The sequence below is a fragment of the Microbacterium sp. genome, from assembly GCF_047606385.1.
Taxonomy (GTDB): domain Bacteria; phylum Actinomycetota; class Actinomycetes; order Actinomycetales; family Microbacteriaceae; genus Microbacterium.
Genome location: NZ_JASGEL010000130.1, coordinates 41,746 through 59,267, shown reverse-complemented (window position 1 = coordinate 59,267; position 17,522 = coordinate 41,746). Strand labels below are relative to the sequence as shown.

Here is a 17,522-nt window from a genome sequence, read left to right as displayed (position 1 = left end):
CCCGCCGATCCGGGCCTGGAAGCGGCATTCCCCCTCGCGAACTCCCACGGGGGAGTCGGAATGCCGGAACGGATGACACCGTTGGGACCCCCGAGGAGAGTGACACACCATGTCCGATGTGCTGATCGATCGTCCCGAGCTCGAAGGGCTCGGCGTCTATGAGTTCGGGTGGCACGACCCGGATGCCGCCGGGGCCAGCGCGAAGCGCGGCCTCAGCGAAGCCGTCGTGCGCGACATCTCGGCGCTGAAGGCCGAGCCGGAATGGATGCTGAAGACCCGCCTCAAAGGCCTGCAGCTGTTCGGCCGCAAGCCCATGCCCACCTGGGGCGCGGACCTCTCCGAGATCGACTTCGAGAACATCAAGTACTTCGTGCGCTCGACGGAGAAGCAGGCCGGCTCCTGGGAGGAGCTGCCCGAGGACATCCGCAACACGTACGAGAAGCTCGGCATCCCCGAGGCGGAGCGTGCGCGCCTGGTCGCGGGCGTGGCCGCGCAGTACGAGTCCGAGGTGGTCTACCACCAGATCCAGGAGGACCTGGAGCGGCAGGGCGTCATCTTCATGGACACCGACACCGCCCTCAAGGAGCACCCCGAGTTCTTCGAGGAGTACTTCGGCACCGTCATCCCCGCCGGCGACAACAAGTTCGCGGCGCTGAACACGGCGGTGTGGTCGGGCGGGTCGTTCGTGTACGTGCCGAAGGGCGTGCACGTCGACATCCCGCTGCAGGCGTACTTCCGCATCAACACCGAGAACATGGGCCAGTTCGAGCGGACGCTGATCATCGCCGACGAGGGCTCGTACGTCCACTACATCGAGGGCTGCACCGCGCCGATCTACAAGAGCGACTCGCTGCACTCGGCCGTGGTCGAGATCATCGTGAAGAAGGACGCCCGTGTCCGGTACACGACGATCCAGAACTGGTCGAACAACGTCTACAACCTCGTGACCAAGCGTGCCGTGGCCCACGAGGGCGCGACGATGGAGTGGGTCGACGGCAACATCGGCTCCAAGGTGACGATGAAGTACCCGTCGATCTACCTGGTGGGCGAGCGCGCCAAGGGCGAGACGCTGTCGGTCGCCTTCGCCGGTCCCGGACAGCATCAGGACGCCGGCGCGAAGATGATCCACATGGCGCCGTACACGCAGTCCTCGATCGTCTCCAAGTCGATCGCCCGCGGCGGCGGCCGGGCCGGCTACCGGGGCGAGGTCCGCGTCGACGAGGGCGCCCATCACGCCGCCAACACGGTGCGGTGCGACGCGCTGCTGGTCGACACGATCTCGCGCTCCGACACCTACCCGGCCATCGACATCCGCGTCGATGACGTCCAGCTGGGGCACGAGGCCACGGTCTCCAAGGTCAGCGAGGAGCAGCTCTTCTACCTCATGAGCCGCGGCCTCGCCGAGGACGAGGCGATGGCGATGATCGTGCGGGGGTTCATCGAGCCCATCGCACGCGAGCTGCCGATGGAATACGCCCTCGAGCTCAACAAGCTGATCGAGATGGGCATGGAAGGCAGCGTCGGATGATCATCGTTCTCACGACGATCGGAGCTGCCGGCTGATGAGCTCCACCACCACGGCCCCCGGTCAGACCGAGAAGGGCCACATCGACCCTGCCGCCGCCTTCGTGCCGGTGCAGACCCGCTCCGAGCGACCCGCGTCGTTCGATCCGGCCGACTTCGGCACGCCGACCGGTCGCGAGGTCAACTGGAAGCACACCCCGCTCGACCGCATCGCGCCGCTGCTGGTGGCCGACGCCGTCCCTGACGAGGACGCGCTCGTGACCCTTATCACCGGCCATGAGCAGCTCGAGGTCGGACAGCTGGCGGCCGGGGAGGCCCCTCGCGGCGAGGTGTTCGTCCCCGAGGACGTCGTCGCGGCCGCCGTCTGGCAGCGCGACCGTCGCGCGAGCCTGCTGCGGGTCCCCGCCGGCGTGGAGCTCGCCGAGCCGGTCACCGTGGAGGTGCACGGCCGCCCCGGCACCGCATTCGAGCACCTGGTCATCGAGGCGCAGCCGAACTCGCGCGCCACCATCGTGCTGCGTCACGACGGCGAGACCCACCTGGGGCAGAACGTCGAGATCATCGTCCGCGAGGGCGCCGCGCTCACGCTCGTCTCGGTGCAGCGGTGGGGGCAGCACGCCGTCCACCTCGCCTCGCACCAGGCGCGCGTCGAGCGGTCCGCCGCGCTCACCCACGTCGTGGTCAGCCTCGGCGGCGGCGTCGTGCGCGTCAACCCGTCGGTCGAGCTCGCCGGCGCAGGGGCGGAGGGGCGCCTGTTCGGCCTGGCCTTCGCGGATGCCGGCCAGCACCTCGAGAGCCAGGTGTACCTGCATCACGAGGGCCCGCACACCGTCGGCGACGTGCTGTACAAGGCCGCGCTGCAGGGCGCATCCGCGCGCACCGTCTGGATCGGCGACGTCCTCATCGGCCCGGACGCCGTGGGCACGGACTCGTACGAGGCCAACCGCAACCTGGTGCTCACCGAGGGGGCGCGCGCCGACTCCATCCCGAACCTCGAGATCGAGACCGGCGACATCCTCGGCGCCGGCCACGCCAGCGCCACCGGTCGGTTCGACGACGAGCAGCTGTTCTACCTGCAGGCCCGGGGCATCCGCGAGGACGAGGCGCGGCGGCTGGTGGTGCTCGGCTTCCTCAGCGAGATCGCGCAGAAGACCGGCATCCCGGCGCTGGAGGACGAGCTCGTCGAGGCCATCGAGCGCGAGCTCGCGGAAGGAGCCGCCGCGTGAGCGCGAGCCGCGTGTGCGCCCTGAGCGAGCTGGTGCAGGACGAGGCCCACCGGGTCGAGGTCGACGGCGTCGCCATCGCCGTGGTGCTCGACTCCAACGGCGACGTCCACGCGATCGGCGACGTGTGCACCCACGGCGACATCTCCCTCTCGGACGGGTTCGTGGAGGGCGAGACCATCGAGTGCTGGGCCCACGGCTCCGCCTTCTCGCTCCTCACCGGCCGTCCCCTGAACCTGCCGGCGTACGAGCCGGTCCCTGTTTTCGAGGTCACGATCGACGGCGACGACGTGCTGATCGACCCCGCCATCACGAAGGAAGTCTGAACATGTCCGTCCTGGAGATCCGCGACCTGCACGTGACGGTCGAGACGGAGGAGGGCACGACCGCCATCCTCAACGGTCTGGACCTGACGGTGCGCACCGGCGAGACGCACGCCATCATGGGCCCCAACGGCTCCGGCAAGTCGACCCTCGCGTACACGATCGCCGGCCACCCCAAGTACACCGTCACCGGCGGCTCGATCACGCTCGACGGCGAGGACGTGCTGGCGATGAGCGTCGACGAGCGCGCCCGCGCCGGCCTGTTCCTCGCGATGCAGTACCCGGTGGAGATCCCCGGCGTGACCGTCACGAACTTCCTGCGGACCGCCAAGACCGCGCTCGACGGCGAGGCTCCCGCCATCCGCACCTGGACCAAAGAGGTCAAGGCGGCGATGAAGGACCTGCGCATGGACCCCAAGTTCGCGCAGCGCAACGTGAACGAGGGGTTCTCCGGCGGGGAGAAGAAGCGGCACGAGATCCTGCAGCTCGAGCTGCTGAAGCCGAAGATCGCCGTGCTCGACGAGACCGACTCCGGCCTCGACGTCGACGCGCTGAAGATCGTCTCCGAGGGCGTCAACCGTGCCAAGGCGGCCACCGACCTCGGCGTGCTGCTGATCACGCACTACACCCGCATCCTGCGCTACATCCGTCCCGAGTTCGTGCACGTGATGGTCAAGGGCAAGATCGTCGAGGAGGGCGGCCCCGAGCTCGCCGAGCAGCTCGAGAACGAGGGCTACGACCGGTTCCTCCCGGCCGACGCCGCGCTGGACGCGTAGGATTCCGGTATGACCGCGACTCTCACCCCGGAGAAGTTCGACGAGGTCACCGAGGCGCTCAAAGACGTCATGGACCCCGAGCTGGGGATCAACGTCGTCGATCTGGGCCTGATCTACGACCTCGCCTGGGACGACGAGAACGACGCGCTGGTCATCCATATGACGCTCACCAGCGCCGGGTGCCCGCTGACCGACGTGCTCGAGGAGCAGACCGGTCAGGCGCTGGACGGCGTGGTGGAGCGCTTCCGCATCAACTGGGTGTGGATGCCGCCGTGGGGTCCGGAACGGATCACCGACGACGGTCGCGACATGATGCGCGCCCTCGGCTTCGCGATCTGACGGATAGCCTCGAGGGGTGAGCATCCAGCCCCTGCAGGCCCTCCCGATCGAGCAGCTGCGCCGCCGGCGCAGCGTCAAGTGGCGCGCCTATCCGGAGGACGTGCTCCCGCTGTTCGTGGCGGAGACCGACTACCCCCTCGCACCCGCTGTGACACGGGTGCTCGCCGACGCCGTCGCGCTCGGCGACACCGGCTACACGCCGTACGACCCCGGCATCCGCGACGCGTACGCCGGGTTCGCGCGGCGCCGGTTCGGCTGGGAGCTCGACCCGTCCGGCATCCGCACGACCGGCGACGTCATCATGGGCGTCGTCGAGCTGCTGCGCCGCGTCGTCGGCCCCGGCGACCGCGTCATCGTCACCCCGCCGGTCTACCCGCCGTTCTTCGAGGCCGTCCCGGAGGCGGGCGGCGTTCTCGAGCCGGTGCCCCTGATCGAGACGGACGCGGGGTTCGAGCTGGACCTGCTGGGCGTCGAGGCGGCGTTCGCCGGCGGCGCCCGCGTGATCCTGCTGTGCAACCCGCACAACCCCACCGGCACCGTCCACTCCGCGCCGGCGCTGCGCGAGCTCGCCGACATCGCCGCCGGGTTCGGCGCGGCCGTGATCAGCGACGAGATCCACGCGCCCCTCACCCGTCCGGGCGTGACGTACACGCCGTTCCTCGCAGCCTCCGCGACCGCGGCGCGCGTCGGCTTCGCCGTCACCTCGGCGAGCAAGGCGTTCAACCTCGCCGGGCTCAAGTGCGCGCTCATCGTCACGGCGCACGAGGACACCGCCGCCGTCGTGCGGCGCCTGCCCTACGAGGTGCATCTGCGCACCGGCCTGTTCGGCGCTCTCGCCGGGGTCGCGGCGTTCTCGGCGGACAGCGACGCCTGGCTCGATTCGCTGATCGCGGCGATCGGCGCGAATCAGCTCCTGCTGGCGGAGCTGCTGGCCGAGCACCTCCCCGCCGCCCGCTTCCGCATCCCCGACGCCGGTTACCTGGCATGGGTCGACCTGTCGGCGCTCGGCTGGGGCGACGACCCCGGCCGTCGCATCCTCGCCGAGGCCAGGGTGGCGCTGCATCGCGGCCCGAAGTTCGGGGAGGGCGGCGACGGCCACGTGCGCATCAACGTCGGCTGCGCGCCCGAGGTTCTCACCGACGCGGTGCGCCGCATCGGTGCCCTTCTGTGACCCGCTCGCTTTGAAGACTCGGCGAGGTAAGGCTACCCTCATACGGTGACGACCTCCCGCGCCGCCCGACCCTCCTACCACCCCTACATCGCCCACGTGACCCACGTGCGGCGGCTGAGCCCGCACTTCGTGCGGATCACGTTCGGAGGTGAGGACTTCGAGCACTTCGGCGTCGCCGGACCGGACCAGCGCATCAAGGTGATCCTGCCGCACGCCGACGGCGGCTTCGCCGACCTCGGCCAGCACGGCGACGGCAGCGACTGGTACGACCGGTGGCGCGCCCTTCCCGTCGCGGAGCGCAACCCGTTCCGCACCTACACGGTGCGCGCTCTCGACCGTGCCTCGCACCGCATCGACGTCGACTTCGTCGTGCACGGGGACGAGGGGCCCGCCGGCGCCTGGGCCGCCGGTGCGGCGGAGGGCCAGCAGCTGCTCCTCGTCGGGGCGGACGAGCGAGGCGGCCCGGCTCTCGGCGGCTACGACTGGCACCCCGGCACCGCTCGGCGGCTGCTGCTCGCCGGCGACGAGACCGCGGCGCCGGCGATCTGCGCCATTCTCGAGACGCTCGGCGCCGAGCATGACGTCGACGCCTTCATCGAGGTGCCCGGAGCGGACGACGCGCTGGCGATCGAGGCGCCGCACGCGCGCGTGCACTGGATCGCGCGCGGCGAGCGCGACTACGGCGCCGCGCTCATCGACGCGGTCACGGCCTGGACCCGCGTGGCCGGCGACACGCTCGCCGCCGCGGCGGCGCCGCGCCCGCAGGAGCTCGAGGACATCGACGTCGACACCGAGCTGCTGTGGGACAGCCCGACGGACGCCGAGGGGGAGTTCTACGCCTGGATCGCGGGCGAGTCGAGCACGGTCAAGACGCTGCGCCGCCTGCTGGTGCAGGGCCACGGCGTCGACCGGAAGCGGGTGGCCTTCATGGGCTACTGGCGCGCCGGCCAGTCGGAACGGATGGAATGACGCTCGCCTCACGCCGCCGCCGCACCCGGATCGCCTTCGTGGCGGCCCTCGTGCTGCTGGCGGTCATGATCGTGGTCAGCCTCATGGTCGGAGCACGCGAGATCGCGCCGGCCGTGGTCGTCGACGCGCTGCTGCGCTTCGACCCGGCATCCACCGATCACCTCGTCGTGGTCACGCAGCGCGTGCCCCGCACCGTGATCGGCGTCGTCGCCGGCGCCGCGCTGGCACTCGCCGGAACCCTCATGCAGGGGCTCACCCGCAACCCGCTCGCCGATCCGGGACTGCTCGGCGTCAACGCCGGCGCCTCGGTGGCGGTGCTCATCGCCATCACGTTCTTCGGGCTGACCAACCCGAGCGCGTTCGTCTGGTTCGCGTTCGCCGGCGCGGCCATCGCGGCGGTCGTGGTCGCGGTGATCGGCGCGCGGGGACCGGAGGGGGCGAACCCCGCCAAGCTCGCACTGACCGGAGCCGCCGTCACCGCCGGCCTGACCGCCGTCTCCACGCTCATCCTCGTCACCTCGATCCTCACCTACGACGTCTACCGCTACTGGGAGGTCGGCGGTCTCACCTCCCGCGGCCTGGACTCGGTCGCCGTGGTCGCCGCGCCGCTGATCGCGGGGGCGGTCGTCGCGATCGTGTGCGCACGCGGTCTCGACCTGCTCGCACTGGGGGACGAGAGCGCGACGGCCCTGGGCCACGACGTCGCCCGCACGCGGTGGCTCGGCATCCTCGCCGCCGTGCTGCTGTGCGGCGGCGCCACGGCGATCGCCGGCCCGATCGTGTTCGTCGGGCTCGTCGTGCCGCACGTGCTGCGACCGCTGGTCGGCACCGAGCACCGATGGCTGATGCTCGTGGGCGCCCCGGTGGGTGCCGCCCTGCTGGTGTGCGCCGACGTCATCGGCCGCGTGATCGCCCCTCCCGGAGAGGTCCAGGCGGGTCTGGTCGTGGCGTTCGTCGGCGCCCCGATGCTGATCTGGCTCGTCCTGCGGCGAGGGCGGGTGCTGCTGTGAGCGCGCTGTCGATGTCCCCGGACGCGGTGGCCGGCTCGGTCGCGCACGTCCGCGCCCGAGTACGCCGACGGCGGCGCATCGTCGTCGGAGTCGCGTTGATCGCCGTGCTGCTGGCGGCCGTCGTGGCGCTGTCGGTCGGCGACTATCCGCTCGCGCCCGCCGACCTGTGGCGCACGCTGTGGGGCGGCGGCGAACGACTGCAGAACTACGTCGTGTTCCAGGTGCGGATGCCGCGACTCGCGATGGCGGTGCTCGTCGGGGCCTGCCTCGGCGTGGCCGGCGCCCTGCTGCAGTCGCTGCTGGGCAACCCGCTGGCCAGCCCCGACCTGCTGGGGATCAGCGGCGGCGCGGGGGTCGCCGCGGTGTTCATGCTCCTGGTCGTCGGCGTGACCGGTCCCGCGCTGGCTTTCGCCGCCTTCGTCGGCGGTCTCGCCGTCGCGGCCTTCCTGCTGCTGGCGGGGCACCGTCGCGCCGACGGCGGCTTCCGCCTGATCATGGCGGGCGTCGGCATCGCGTTCCTCTGCTCCTCGATCACCGGCTACCTGATGGTGCGCGCCAAGCTGCAGCTCGCGCAGGACGCGCTGGTGTGGCTGACCGGCAGCCTCTCGGCGACGCCGTGGTGGAACGTGCTCACGGTGCTCGTCGTCGGCGTGGTCGCGCTGCCGGCGATCGTGGCGTGCGCGCGTTGGCTGCCGATCGTGCAGATGGGCGAGGCGACAGCGGCATCCCTCGGGGTGCGCAGCGGCACCGTGCGTCTGACCGCGGTGATCGTGGCCGTGCTGCTGGTGGCCGTCACCTGCGCGTTCACCGGGCCCATCTCCTTCATCTCGTTGTGCGCGCCGGCGATCGCCCGGCCGTTGCTCGGGCACGGGGCCGTCGGCATCGGCACGAGCGCGCTGGTCGGGGCGGTGCTGCTGACCGGCGCCGACCTCGTGGCGCAGTTCGCGATCCCCGGCCACTCGGTCCCGGTCGGCGTCATCACCGGCGCCCTCGGCGCCGTGTTCCTGCTCTGGCTGCTGGCCACCTCGAAAGGACGACACCTGTGACCGTCATCGCGCCGCCGCGTCTGAGCGTGCACGGCCTCGCCGTCGGCTACCCCGGCCGCCCGGTCATCGAAGGCCTCGACCTCGCCTTCGCCCCCGGCCGCATCACCGCCGTCATCGGGGCCAACGCCTGCGGCAAGTCCACCCTGCTCGGCGCCCTCGCCCGCCTGCTGACCCCGACCGCGGGTCGTGTCGAGCTCGACGGGGCGGATGCCGCCTCCCTCTCGCGTCGCCGGTTCGCGCAGCAGGTGGGCCTGCTGCCGCAGCAGCCGACCGCCCCCGACGGGCTCACCGTGGCCGAGCTGGTCTCGCGCGGCAGGCACCCGCACCGCGGGGTGTTCGCGCGCTGGAGCTCCGCCGACAGCGCGCGCGTGGACGAGGCGATGGCCACGACCGGCGTCGCCGCCCTCGCCGACCGCCCCGTCGGCGACCTCTCCGGCGGCCAGCGTCAGCGGGTGTGGATCGCCATGGCCCTCGCCCAGGAGCCCCGCATCCTGCTGCTGGACGAGCCCACGACGTTCCTCGACCTCAGCCACCAGATCGAGGTGCTCGATCTCATGCGCGACCTGAACCGCTCGACCGGCACGACGATCATCGCCGTCCTGCACGAGCTGAACCTCGCGGCCCGCTACGCCGACGATCTCATCGTGATGTGCGCGGGACGCGTGATCGCGCAGGGCGCGCCCGCCGACATCCTGACCCGCGAGGTGGTGGCCGAGGCGTTCGACCTCGACGCGCTGGTCATGCCCGACCCGCTCACCCAGACCCCCCTCGTCATCCCCGTCCCCGGCGGCGCCCGCGCCGCCGCGGACGAAGGGTGACGTCCCCCTGAAGAAAGGAACACACAGCATGTCCCGACACACCTTCCGGTGGCGCGCCGTCGCCGCGCTCGCCGTGGCCGGTGCGCTGGCCCTCACCGGCTGCGCCGGCAGCTCGACCGCCTCCTCGTCGTCCTCGGACTCGGACGCCGCCGCCGAGGGCACCTTCCCGGTGACGTTCGAGCACATCTACGGCGAGACGACCATCACCGAGAAGCCCGAGCGCGTCGCCACCTGGGGCTGGGGCGCGACCGACGCCGTGCTCGCCCTCGGCGTCATGCCGGTCGCGATCCCGGACGACACCTACGGCGCCCCGGACACCGGCATCACGCCGTGGATCCAGGACGCCATCGACGAGGTCGGCGGCGACGAGCCCACGCTGCTCGACGCGAGCGGCGACCTGCCCGTCGAGGCGATCCTGGCGACCGACCCCGACGTGCTGATCGCCTCCTACTCGGGCATCACACAGGACGAGTACGACCAGCTCACCGCCGCGGGCGTGGCGGTCGTCGCTCCGGCCCAGGGCCTGTGGGAGACGCCGTGGCGCGATGTCATCACCGACACCGGAAAGGCGCTGGGCCTGGAGGACGAGGCGGCTGCGCTGCTCGACGACCTCGACGGCCAGATCGCGGACGCCGCGGCCGAGCACCCCGAGTTCGAGGGCACCACCATCGCGTTCGCCGCGGATGACATCGACACGTTCTACCTGTACCTGCCGGCCGACGCGCGAGTCGAGATCCTCGAGGACCTCGGATTCACCAGCGCCCCGTCCGTCGAGGCGCTCGACACCGGCGAGTCGACGTTCTACACGACCGTCAGCGAGGAGAACCTCGATCAGATCGACGCGGACGTCATCTTCGTCTACGCCGCCGACGACGATGCGCTGAACACGTTCCTGACCTCGACGCGCACCAGCGTGATCCCGGCGGTGCAGACCGGTGCCGTCGCCGCCATCGTCGGCAACGTCGACAGCGACGCGGTGTCGCCGACCGCGCTGACCATCCCCTACATCCTGCCGACGCTGGTCGACGCGCTCGCCGAGGCGACCGCCAAGGCCCAGGGCTGATCCCTCCGCGGATGTGCGAAGGCCCGGTGGAGCGATCCACCGGGCCTTCGTGCCGGGTGCGGGTCAGCGGGCCGTGCGGGCGTCGACGGCATCGACGCCGCGCCAGGTCAGCGGCAGGAGCACGGCTGCGAAGATCGCCTTGAGCACATCACCGACGAGGAACGGGAGCAGGCCTGCGCCGATGGTCGCGGCCAGCAGGCTGTCGTAGCCCAGGTAGTCGTGCCACACCGCGGCGCCGAGGCTCTGCAGCGAGACGTACAGCCACGGCAGGCCGAACGCATACATCACCACGCTGCCGGCGAGGAACGAGACCAGGGTGCCCACCACCTTGCGGTCCCATCTCCGGCGGGCGAGCCAGCCGGTCAGGGCCGCGGCGAACACGAAGCCGACGATGAAGCCGCCGCTGGTCATCGCGAACAGGTTGCCGGAGGCGCCCTCGGAGAAGATCGGCAGACCCACGACGCCGAGCACGAGGTACAGCCCGAGCGAGGAGGCGCCGCGGACCGGGCCGAGCGCGGTGCCGACCAGCAGCACCGCGAAGGTCTGCAGAGTCAGCGGCACCGGCCAGAACGGAATGGCGACCTGGGCGGCGACGGCGACCAACGCGGTGCCGGCCACGACGAGGGCGGCGTCGGCGACGAGCGCGGCGGCACGCGAGCGGGTGGGGACGAGGGCGTCCGCGAGGACGCGGGGGCCGGATGCGGCGGCGAGGGACATGCGGTCTCCTTTGGCGACGGGCGGCGCGTCGGTTGACGCGAGTCGCGACCCAGCCTAGGGGGAGAGCAGGCCGAGTTCTTGGACGCAGTCCACCGAGGTTCGCCGCGTCGGCTGTGCGGATCGTGCACTCCCGCCGCCGGTACACTGGAGACCGGCCGCTCGGCCGCATCCCACCTCGCCAGAAACGGACGTCCGCTGTGCTCGCCGTGCACGATCTCGAGATCCGCGTGGGCGCCCGCGTGCTCATGCAGGACGTCTCGTTCCGCGTCGGCGACGGCGACAAGGTGGGACTGGTCGGGCGCAACGGCGCCGGCAAGACCACGCTGACGAAGGTGCTCGCCGGCGACCTGCTGGCAAGCTCCGGGTCGGTCGAACGCAGCGGCGAGCTCGGCTACCTGCCGCAGGACCCGCGCACGGGCGATCCGGAGATGCTCGCGCGCACCCGCATCCTCGACGCCCGCGGCCTCGGCACGCTCGCGATCGGCATGCACGAGGCGTCGTTGGCGATGGGCGACGACGACCCGGATGCCGCGGCGCGGGCCATGCGCCGCTACGGCAACCTGACGGAGCGGTTCGAGGCGCTCGGCGGCTATGCGGCGGAGGCCGAGGCGGCATCCATCGCCCACAACCTCTCCCTGCCCGACCGTATCCTCGACCAGCCGCTGAAGACGCTGTCGGGCGGACAGCGGCGGCGCATCGAGCTGGCCCGCATCCTGTTCTCCGACGCGCAGACGATGATCCTCGACGAGCCGACCAACCACCTCGACGCCGACTCGGTGATATGGCTGCGCGAGTTCCTCAAGGGCTACAAGGGCGGTCTGATCGTCATCAGCCACGATGTCGAGCTGGTCGGCGAGACCGTGAACCGCGTGTTCTACCTGGACGCGAACCGGCAGGTCATCGACGTCTACAACATGGGCTGGAAGAACTATCAGCGCCAGCGCGTGGCCGACGAGGAGCGGCGCAAGAAGGAGCGCGCCAACGCCGAGAAGAAGGCGACGGCGCTGCAGCAGCAGGCCGCCCGGTTCGGCGCGAAGGCGACGAAGGCCGCCGCCGCGCACCAGATGGTCGCGCGTGCGGAGAAGCTGCTGGCCGGGCTCGACGAGGTGCGTCAGGACGACCGGGTGGCGAAGCTCCGGTTCCCCAAGCCGGCGCCGTGCGGCAAGACACCGTTGCGCGCCAGCGGGCTGAGCAAGTCGTACGGGTCGCTGGAGATCTTCACCGACGTGGACCTCGCGATCGACCGCGGGTCGCGCGTGGTCGTGCTGGGGCTCAACGGCGCCGGCAAGACGACGCTGCTGCGGATGCTGGCGGGCGTCGACGCCCCGGACACCGGGCAGGTCGAGCCCGGCCACGGCCTGAAGATCGGCTACTACGCGCAGGAGCACGAGAACCTCGACACGTCGCGGTCTGTGCTCGAGAACATGATGTCGGCGGCTCCGGATCTGAACGCGACCGAGGCGCGCAAGGTGCTCGGGTCGTTCCTGTTCACCGGCGACGACGTGCTCAAGCCGGCGGGCGTCCTCTCCGGCGGCGAGAAGACGCGGCTCTCGCTGGCGACGCTCGTGGTCTCCAGCGCCAACGTGCTGCTGCTGGACGAGCCGACGAACAACCTCGACCCGGCATCCCGCGACGAGATCCTCGGCGCGCTCGCGCACTACGAGGGCTCGGTCGTGCTGGTCTCGCACGACGAGGGGGCGGTCGAGGCGCTGAACCCGGAGCGCGTGCTGATCCTCCCCGACGGCGTCGAGGACATCTGGGGCCGCGACTACGCGGACCTCGTCACCCTCGCGTAGCGCCGGCTGCCCGCGCTCGCGTGACGACGGCTCAGCGCTCGATGCTGTCCAGCAGCGCGTCCTCGTCGCTCATATCGCGATCCGGACGGCGCTCGAAGAGCTTGCGGCGCGGCACCGGCTCGAGGACCGGCTCGGGTTCGGGTTCGCCGTGCACGGCACGCGCTGCAGCCTCGGCGGCCTCCTCCGCCTCCTCGCGGCGGTGCCGGCGCTCGGAACGGATCACATACCAGATGAAGACGAAGCCCATGATGGCGAACAGGATCCACTGCACCGCGTAGGACAGGAACGGACCGGGGTCGTCGGACGGCGCCTCGAGGGCGTTCGGCATGTCGGCGACCGACGGCGACTCGCTCACGAGCGCCCCGTACGCGCTCGTGACGGTTTCGGCGCCGGTCGTCTCGGCGACGAGCGGCAGGTTCAGGGTCGGCACCTGCCCGGCAGGCGCGCTGCGGCCCGACGACGGCAGCGCCTCGCTCGGGCGCAGCCGAGCCACGACCGTGACCTCGCCCGACGGCGGGTCGGGGATCGCCGCCGGTCCGTCGCCGCTGTCGGCGGCCATGACCCAGCCGCGATCGATGATCAGGATGCGGCCGTCGTCGAGCAGCAGCGGGGTCAGCACCTCGAACGCCGACGTCCCGCCGTGCGGGCGGTTGCGCACCACGAGCTGCTCGTCGACGAGGTAGGTGCCGTGCAGCTGGACCGGGTGCCACTCGTAGGAGCCGTCGAAGTCGTCGAGCCCGGTGATCGCCGCCGACAGCGGGACCGGATCGGCGTCATAGTTGTCGGACACGAGGGCGAGCTGGGCCGAACGGTCGGCGTTGCGGCTGAACTGCCAGTGGGACAGGAACCCGCAGGCGATCGCGAACACGATCGCGATCGCGACGTAGACGGTCCACCGCACCGCGGTGGCGGAACGCGGACTCATCGGGCGGCCGGCTCCGCGAGGGCCGCGACCTCGAGCGGGAAGCCGCGACTGGCGAGGTAGTCGCGTAGGAACGGCAGGTGCTCGTCGCAGGCGACCCACGTCTTACGGCGCGATGCGTCGTGGATGCGCGGATTGCGCCAGTCGATGCGCCACCGCGCCGGGGCGCGGCATCCCGCCCGCGAGCACACCGCATCCGTCACGGCGACTCCTCCGTCCGGGGCGACTCGTGGATGCGGATCACGCCGGGCTGCGCCGGATCCGGGCGCGGCGCGTCGGGGGAGACCGCCCCGTCGAGGGTGCGCTCGGGGCTCTCCGCGCCGGTGGACGAGACGTCCTCGCCGACGTTCGCGATGACCACCGCGATGTACGGCAGCACGACCGCCCCGGCGCCGAACACCCAGGTGTACCAGCCATAAGGCGTCACGAGCACCATCAGCAGGAAGCACGCGATGCGCACCGCCATCATCGCCATGTACTTGACGAAACGGGCGCGCTCGTCCTCGCGCGGCGCGCGGGGCAGCGACGTCGCCGACTGCGGCTGGGCTGAGGTCTTCACGGTGGTCCCAGCCTACGCCCGGGACCACCGCGCAGGCGGCTCAGGAGTAGTACGAGTACCCCGAGCTGGCGCCCACCATCCCGATGATGAAGAAGACCCAGATGATCCAGAACACGATGTAGACCACGACGAGTCCGACGAAGACGTACCCGAGGATCAGCCCCGCCAGAGCCAGTCCGCGTCCTTCCTCGCCGGTGCGCTTGATCTGGTTCAGGGAGATGTGCCCGAACACGACGCCGAGGACCGGGAACACGAACGCGAACACGAGCGAAAGGATCGCCATCACGTTCGTCCGCGCCGGCGGCGGGTATGCCGGATAGGGCGGATACCCGTACGCGGGCGGCGGGTAGGCCGGGGCCGGCACCACCGGCTGCGCGGGAGGCTGCGCGGGGGTGCCGCCCGGGTAGGGAGGAGGCTGGTTCGTCACGACGGCCTCAGTAGTACGACGGCGAGCTGGCCGCGACGGCGACGATCACGATGATGACGATGAAGTAGATCACACCGATCGCGGTGAAGACATAGCCCAGGATGAGGCCGGCGACCGCGAGGCCGTGGCCGCCCTCGCCGGTGCGCTTGATCTGGTTCAGCGCGATGTGCCCGAAGACGATGCCGAGGATCGAGAACACGAACGCGAACACGAGCGACAGGATCGCCATCACGTTGGTCTTCGCGGCGGCGGCGTAGGAGCCAGGCGCCGGCGGAGCGGCCGGGTAGGCCGGTGGCGTGTACTGCGAAGGCTGGTTCGGGGTCTGGTCGCTCATGGGAGACGCCTCTCTTCTTCTCGGCTGGCTCCCAGGTTTTCAGGTCGTGCGCGGCTGTGTCAATCACGGTGACGGCGCGGCTCGATAGGCTGTGGGGTCGGAGTCCGCCACAGACGGGAGTGCCCCATGTCCACCGATCGCGTCGTCCTCGTCACCGGCGGCAACCGCGGCATCGGCCGCGCCATCGCCGAGCGCTTCGTCGCCGAGGGATACCGGGTCGCGGTCACCGCGCGCAGCGGCGAGGGCCCCGAGGGGACGCTGACCGTCCGCGCCGACGTCACGGACGCGGCATCCGTCGACGCCGCGTACACGCAGGTCGAGGCCGAGCTCGGGCCGGTCGAGATCGTCGTCGCCAACGCCGGCATCACGAAGGACACGCTGCTCCTGCGCATGACCGAGGACGACTTCGACGACGTCGTGAACACGAACCTGGGCGGCACCTTCCGCGTCGTCAAGCGCGCGGCGAAGGGACTCCTGCGCGCCAGGTGGGGTCGCGTCATCCTGATCTCCAGCGTCGTGGGCCTGTACGGCTCCGCCGGTCAGATCAACTACGCCAGCTCGAAGAGCGCGCTGGTCGGCTTCGCCCGGTCGCTGACGCGTGAGCTCGGCGCCCGCGGCATCACCACCAACGTCGTGGCCCCGGGCTTCATCGAGACCGACATGACCGCCGAGCTGCCCGCCGACACCCAGGCCGAGTACAAGCGCAGCATCCCCGCCGGCCGGTTCGCGACCCCGGCAGAGGTCGCCGGCGTGGTCGCCTGGCTCGCCTCGGACGACGCCGCCTACATCTCCGGCGCCGTCATCCCGGTCGACGGCGGCCTCGGGATGGGGCACTGACCCGGGTCACACCGCGCGGGCGGCGACCCGACCCGCGGCACGTCCCGTGAACAGGCACCCTCCGACGAAGGTGCCCTCCAGGGCGCGGTAGCCGTGGACGCCGCCGCCGCCGAATCCGGCGGCCTCGCCGGCCGCGTACAGTCCCGGCACCGGCGACCCGTCCGCCCCGAGCACGCGGGCGTCCAGGTCGGTCTCGATGCCGCCGAGGCTCTTGCGGGTCAGCACATGCAGCTTCACCGCGATGAGGGGCCCGGCGTGCGGGTCCAGGATGCGGTGGGGCGCCGCCGTGCGCACCAGCCGGTCGCCGCGATAGGAGCGGGCCGAGCGCAGCATCGCGATCTGCGCGTCCTTGGTGAACTCGTTGGCCATCTCCCGGTCGCGCGCCTCGATCTCGGTGCGCACGCGCGCCGGGTCGAGCAGCTCGCCGCCGGGAAGCCTCCGCATCCCGTCGATGAGGGCGTCGAGCGAGTCCCGCACGACGAAGTCGGCGCCGTGGTCGAGGAAGGCCTGCACCGGGCCTGCGGCACCCCGCCCGAGCCGTGATCGCAGCAGCAGCGGGATGTCCTTGCCGGTCAGGTCGGGGTTCTGCTCGCTGCCGGAGAGCGTGAACTCCTTCTCCACGATCTTCCGCGAGAGCACGAACCAGGAATGGTCGTGTCCGGTCGCCCGCAGGTGGGAGAGCGTCCCGAGCGTGTCGAATCCCGGGAACAGCGGCACCGGCAGTCGCGCGCCGGTCGCGTCGAGCCACACCGAGGACGGACCGGGCAGGATGCGGATGCCGTGGCCGGGCCAGACCGGGTTCCAGTTCTGGATGCCCTCGACGTAGTGCCACATCCGGTCACGGCCTATCACGCGGGCACCGGCGGCCTCGGCCACGTCGAGCATCGCGCCGTCGACGTAGGCCGGGACGCCGGTGACCATCGTCGTCGGCGGCTCGCCGAGCCGCGCAGGCCAGTTGCGGCGCACGAGGTCGTGGTTGCCGCCGATGCCGCCGGACGACACGATCGTCGCGCCCGCGGTGATCTCGAAGGCGTCGACGACCTCCCGGCTCGTCGCCGCGCCGCGCGGGGCGTCGGAGCCGGCGAGCACCTCGCCCGTGGCGCCGGTCACGACGCCGCCGTGCACCGTCAGGGCGACCACCCGGTGTCGGGGCAGGATCGTGAGCCGTCCGGCCGTCTCCGCCTCCTCCACCGCGGCCTGGAACGGGGCGACCAGGCCCGGGCCGGTGCCCCAGGTGATGTGGAAGCGCGGCACGGAGTTGCCCGGCCCGTTCGCGGTGTAGCCGCCGCGCTCGGCCCACCCGACGACGGGGAAGAAACGCACGCCCCGCTCCGCGAGCCAGGCGCGCTTCTCGCCGTGCGCGAACGCCAGGTACGCCTCCGCCCAGCGTCTGGGCCACGCGTCGTCGTCGCGGTCGAAGCCCGCGGTGGCGAACCAGTCCTGCCGTGCCAGCTCGAGGCTGTCGTGGATGCCCATGCGTCGCTGCTCGGGGGAGTCGACGAGGAACAGGCCGCCGAACGACCACCAGGCCTGGCCACCGAGGTTCTGGCGCGGCTCCTGGTCGACGACGATCACGCGCCGGCCGGCGGCGACGGCCTCGGCGGCGGCGACGAGCCCCGCGAGCCCCCACCCGATCACGAGCACGTCGGCGTGGTGGCTGCGGGTCAC

Annotated in this window: 20 protein-coding genes; 13 read left to right on the top strand and 7 right to left on the bottom strand. The window is 71.6% G+C overall.

Annotation, left to right across the window (positions count from 1 at the left end; genetic code table 11):
• Positions 1-109: 109 nt before the first annotated feature.
• The 11 genes from sufB to QM626_RS13155 are packed head-to-tail and all read left to right on the top strand — an operon-like array spanning position 110 to position 10,262.
• Positions 110-1,528 carry a Fe-S cluster assembly protein SufB gene (gene sufB, locus QM626_RS13205; protein WP_415077416.1) on the top strand — a complete coding sequence of 473 codons (1,419 nt, stop codon included), beginning with the start codon at positions 110-112 and terminating at the stop codon, positions 1,526-1,528.
• Positions 1,529-1,562: 34 nt separating this feature from the next.
• Positions 1,563-2,750 (top strand): Fe-S cluster assembly protein SufD, encoded by a 1,188-nt coding sequence (sufD, locus tag QM626_RS13200; protein WP_415077415.1) that lies wholly within the window; start codon positions 1,563-1,565, stop codon positions 2,748-2,750.
• The gene (locus tag QM626_RS13195; RefSeq protein ID WP_415077414.1) at positions 2,747-3,073 is read left to right on the top strand and encodes a non-heme iron oxygenase ferredoxin subunit; all 327 of its coding nucleotides are present in this window, start codon (positions 2,747-2,749) and stop codon (positions 3,071-3,073) included. The genes sufD and QM626_RS13195 overlap by 4 nt, the downstream gene beginning before the upstream one ends.
• A 2-nt stretch (positions 3,074-3,075) precedes the next feature.
• Entirely contained in the window at positions 3,076-3,846 is a 771-nt protein-coding gene (sufC, locus tag QM626_RS13190) for a Fe-S cluster assembly ATPase SufC (protein ID WP_415077413.1), read from the top strand.
• Between the two features lie 9 nt (positions 3,847-3,855).
• On the top strand, positions 3,856-4,185 hold the full coding sequence (locus QM626_RS13185) for a metal-sulfur cluster assembly factor (protein ID WP_415077412.1): 330 nt from the start codon (positions 3,856-3,858) through the stop codon (positions 4,183-4,185).
• A 16-nt stretch (positions 4,186-4,201) separates the two neighbouring features.
• Positions 4,202-5,356, top strand: coding sequence for a MalY/PatB family protein (locus tag QM626_RS13180; protein WP_415077411.1), 1,155 nt, complete (start codon positions 4,202-4,204; stop codon positions 5,354-5,356).
• A gap of 45 nt (positions 5,357-5,401) precedes the next feature.
• Positions 5,402-6,325, top strand: coding sequence for a siderophore-interacting protein (locus QM626_RS13175; protein WP_415077410.1), 924 nt, complete (start codon positions 5,402-5,404; stop codon positions 6,323-6,325).
• Positions 6,322-7,335 (top strand): FecCD family ABC transporter permease, encoded by a 1,014-nt coding sequence (locus QM626_RS13170; protein ID WP_415077409.1) that lies wholly within the window; start codon positions 6,322-6,324, stop codon positions 7,333-7,335. The genes QM626_RS13175 and QM626_RS13170 overlap by 4 nt, the downstream gene beginning before the upstream one ends.
• Positions 7,332-8,381, top strand: a complete 1,050-nt coding sequence (locus QM626_RS13165; RefSeq protein WP_415077408.1) for a FecCD family ABC transporter permease — start codon at positions 7,332-7,334, stop codon at positions 8,379-8,381. The genes QM626_RS13170 and QM626_RS13165 overlap by 4 nt, the downstream gene beginning before the upstream one ends.
• The gene (locus QM626_RS13160; protein WP_415077407.1) at positions 8,378-9,199 is read left to right on the top strand and encodes an ABC transporter ATP-binding protein; all 822 of its coding nucleotides are present in this window, start codon (positions 8,378-8,380) and stop codon (positions 9,197-9,199) included. Before QM626_RS13165 ends, QM626_RS13160 begins: the two co-directional genes overlap by 4 nt.
• A 28-nt stretch (positions 9,200-9,227) precedes the next feature.
• Positions 9,228-10,262, top strand: a complete 1,035-nt coding sequence (locus tag QM626_RS13155) for an iron-siderophore ABC transporter substrate-binding protein (protein ID WP_415077406.1) — start codon at positions 9,228-9,230, stop codon at positions 10,260-10,262.
• Positions 10,263-10,325: 63 nt separating this feature from the next.
• Here QM626_RS13155 and QM626_RS13150 read toward each other — a convergent pair whose 3' ends face one another.
• A complete protein-coding gene (locus tag QM626_RS13150) occupies positions 10,326-10,979 on the bottom strand; it encodes a biotin transporter BioY (RefSeq protein WP_415077405.1) in 654 nt (217 codons plus the stop codon).
• A 197-nt stretch (positions 10,980-11,176) separates the two neighbouring features.
• Between QM626_RS13150 and QM626_RS13145 the strand changes: the two genes are divergently transcribed.
• Entirely contained in the window at positions 11,177-12,775 is a 1,599-nt protein-coding gene (locus tag QM626_RS13145) for an ABC-F family ATP-binding cassette domain-containing protein (protein WP_415077404.1), read from the top strand.
• A gap of 31 nt (positions 12,776-12,806) precedes the next feature.
• On the opposite strand, the gene QM626_RS13140 is transcribed toward QM626_RS13145, so the two are convergent.
• The 5 genes from QM626_RS13140 to QM626_RS13120 are packed head-to-tail and all read right to left on the bottom strand — an operon-like array spanning position 12,807 to position 15,017.
• Positions 12,807-13,700 (bottom strand): SURF1 family protein, encoded by an 894-nt coding sequence (locus QM626_RS13140; RefSeq protein WP_415077403.1) that lies wholly within the window; start codon positions 13,698-13,700, stop codon positions 12,807-12,809.
• Entirely contained in the window at positions 13,697-13,900 is a 204-nt protein-coding gene (locus QM626_RS13135) for a hypothetical protein (protein WP_415077402.1), read from the bottom strand. Before QM626_RS13135 ends, QM626_RS13140 begins: the two co-directional genes overlap by 4 nt.
• Positions 13,897-14,256: a DUF3099 domain-containing protein gene (locus tag QM626_RS13130; RefSeq protein WP_415077401.1), complete on the bottom strand. Its 360-nt coding sequence runs from the start codon at positions 14,254-14,256 to the stop codon at positions 13,897-13,899. Before QM626_RS13130 ends, QM626_RS13135 begins: the two co-directional genes overlap by 4 nt.
• Positions 14,257-14,296: 40 nt before the next feature.
• Entirely contained in the window at positions 14,297-14,683 is a 387-nt protein-coding gene (locus tag QM626_RS13125) for a DUF4190 domain-containing protein (protein WP_415077400.1), read from the bottom strand.
• 7 nt (positions 14,684-14,690) lie between these two features.
• Entirely contained in the window at positions 14,691-15,017 is a 327-nt protein-coding gene (locus QM626_RS13120) for a DUF4190 domain-containing protein (protein ID WP_415077399.1), read from the bottom strand.
• A 126-nt stretch (positions 15,018-15,143) separates the two neighbouring features.
• Between QM626_RS13120 and QM626_RS13115 the strand changes: the two genes are divergently transcribed.
• On the top strand, positions 15,144-15,854 hold the full coding sequence (locus QM626_RS13115) for a beta-ketoacyl-ACP reductase (protein ID WP_415077398.1): 711 nt from the start codon (positions 15,144-15,146) through the stop codon (positions 15,852-15,854).
• Between the two features lie 6 nt (positions 15,855-15,860).
• On the opposite strand, the gene QM626_RS13110 is transcribed toward QM626_RS13115, so the two are convergent.
• Positions 15,861-17,522, bottom strand: coding sequence for an FAD-binding dehydrogenase (locus QM626_RS13110; RefSeq protein ID WP_415077397.1), 1,662 nt, complete (start codon positions 17,520-17,522; stop codon positions 15,861-15,863).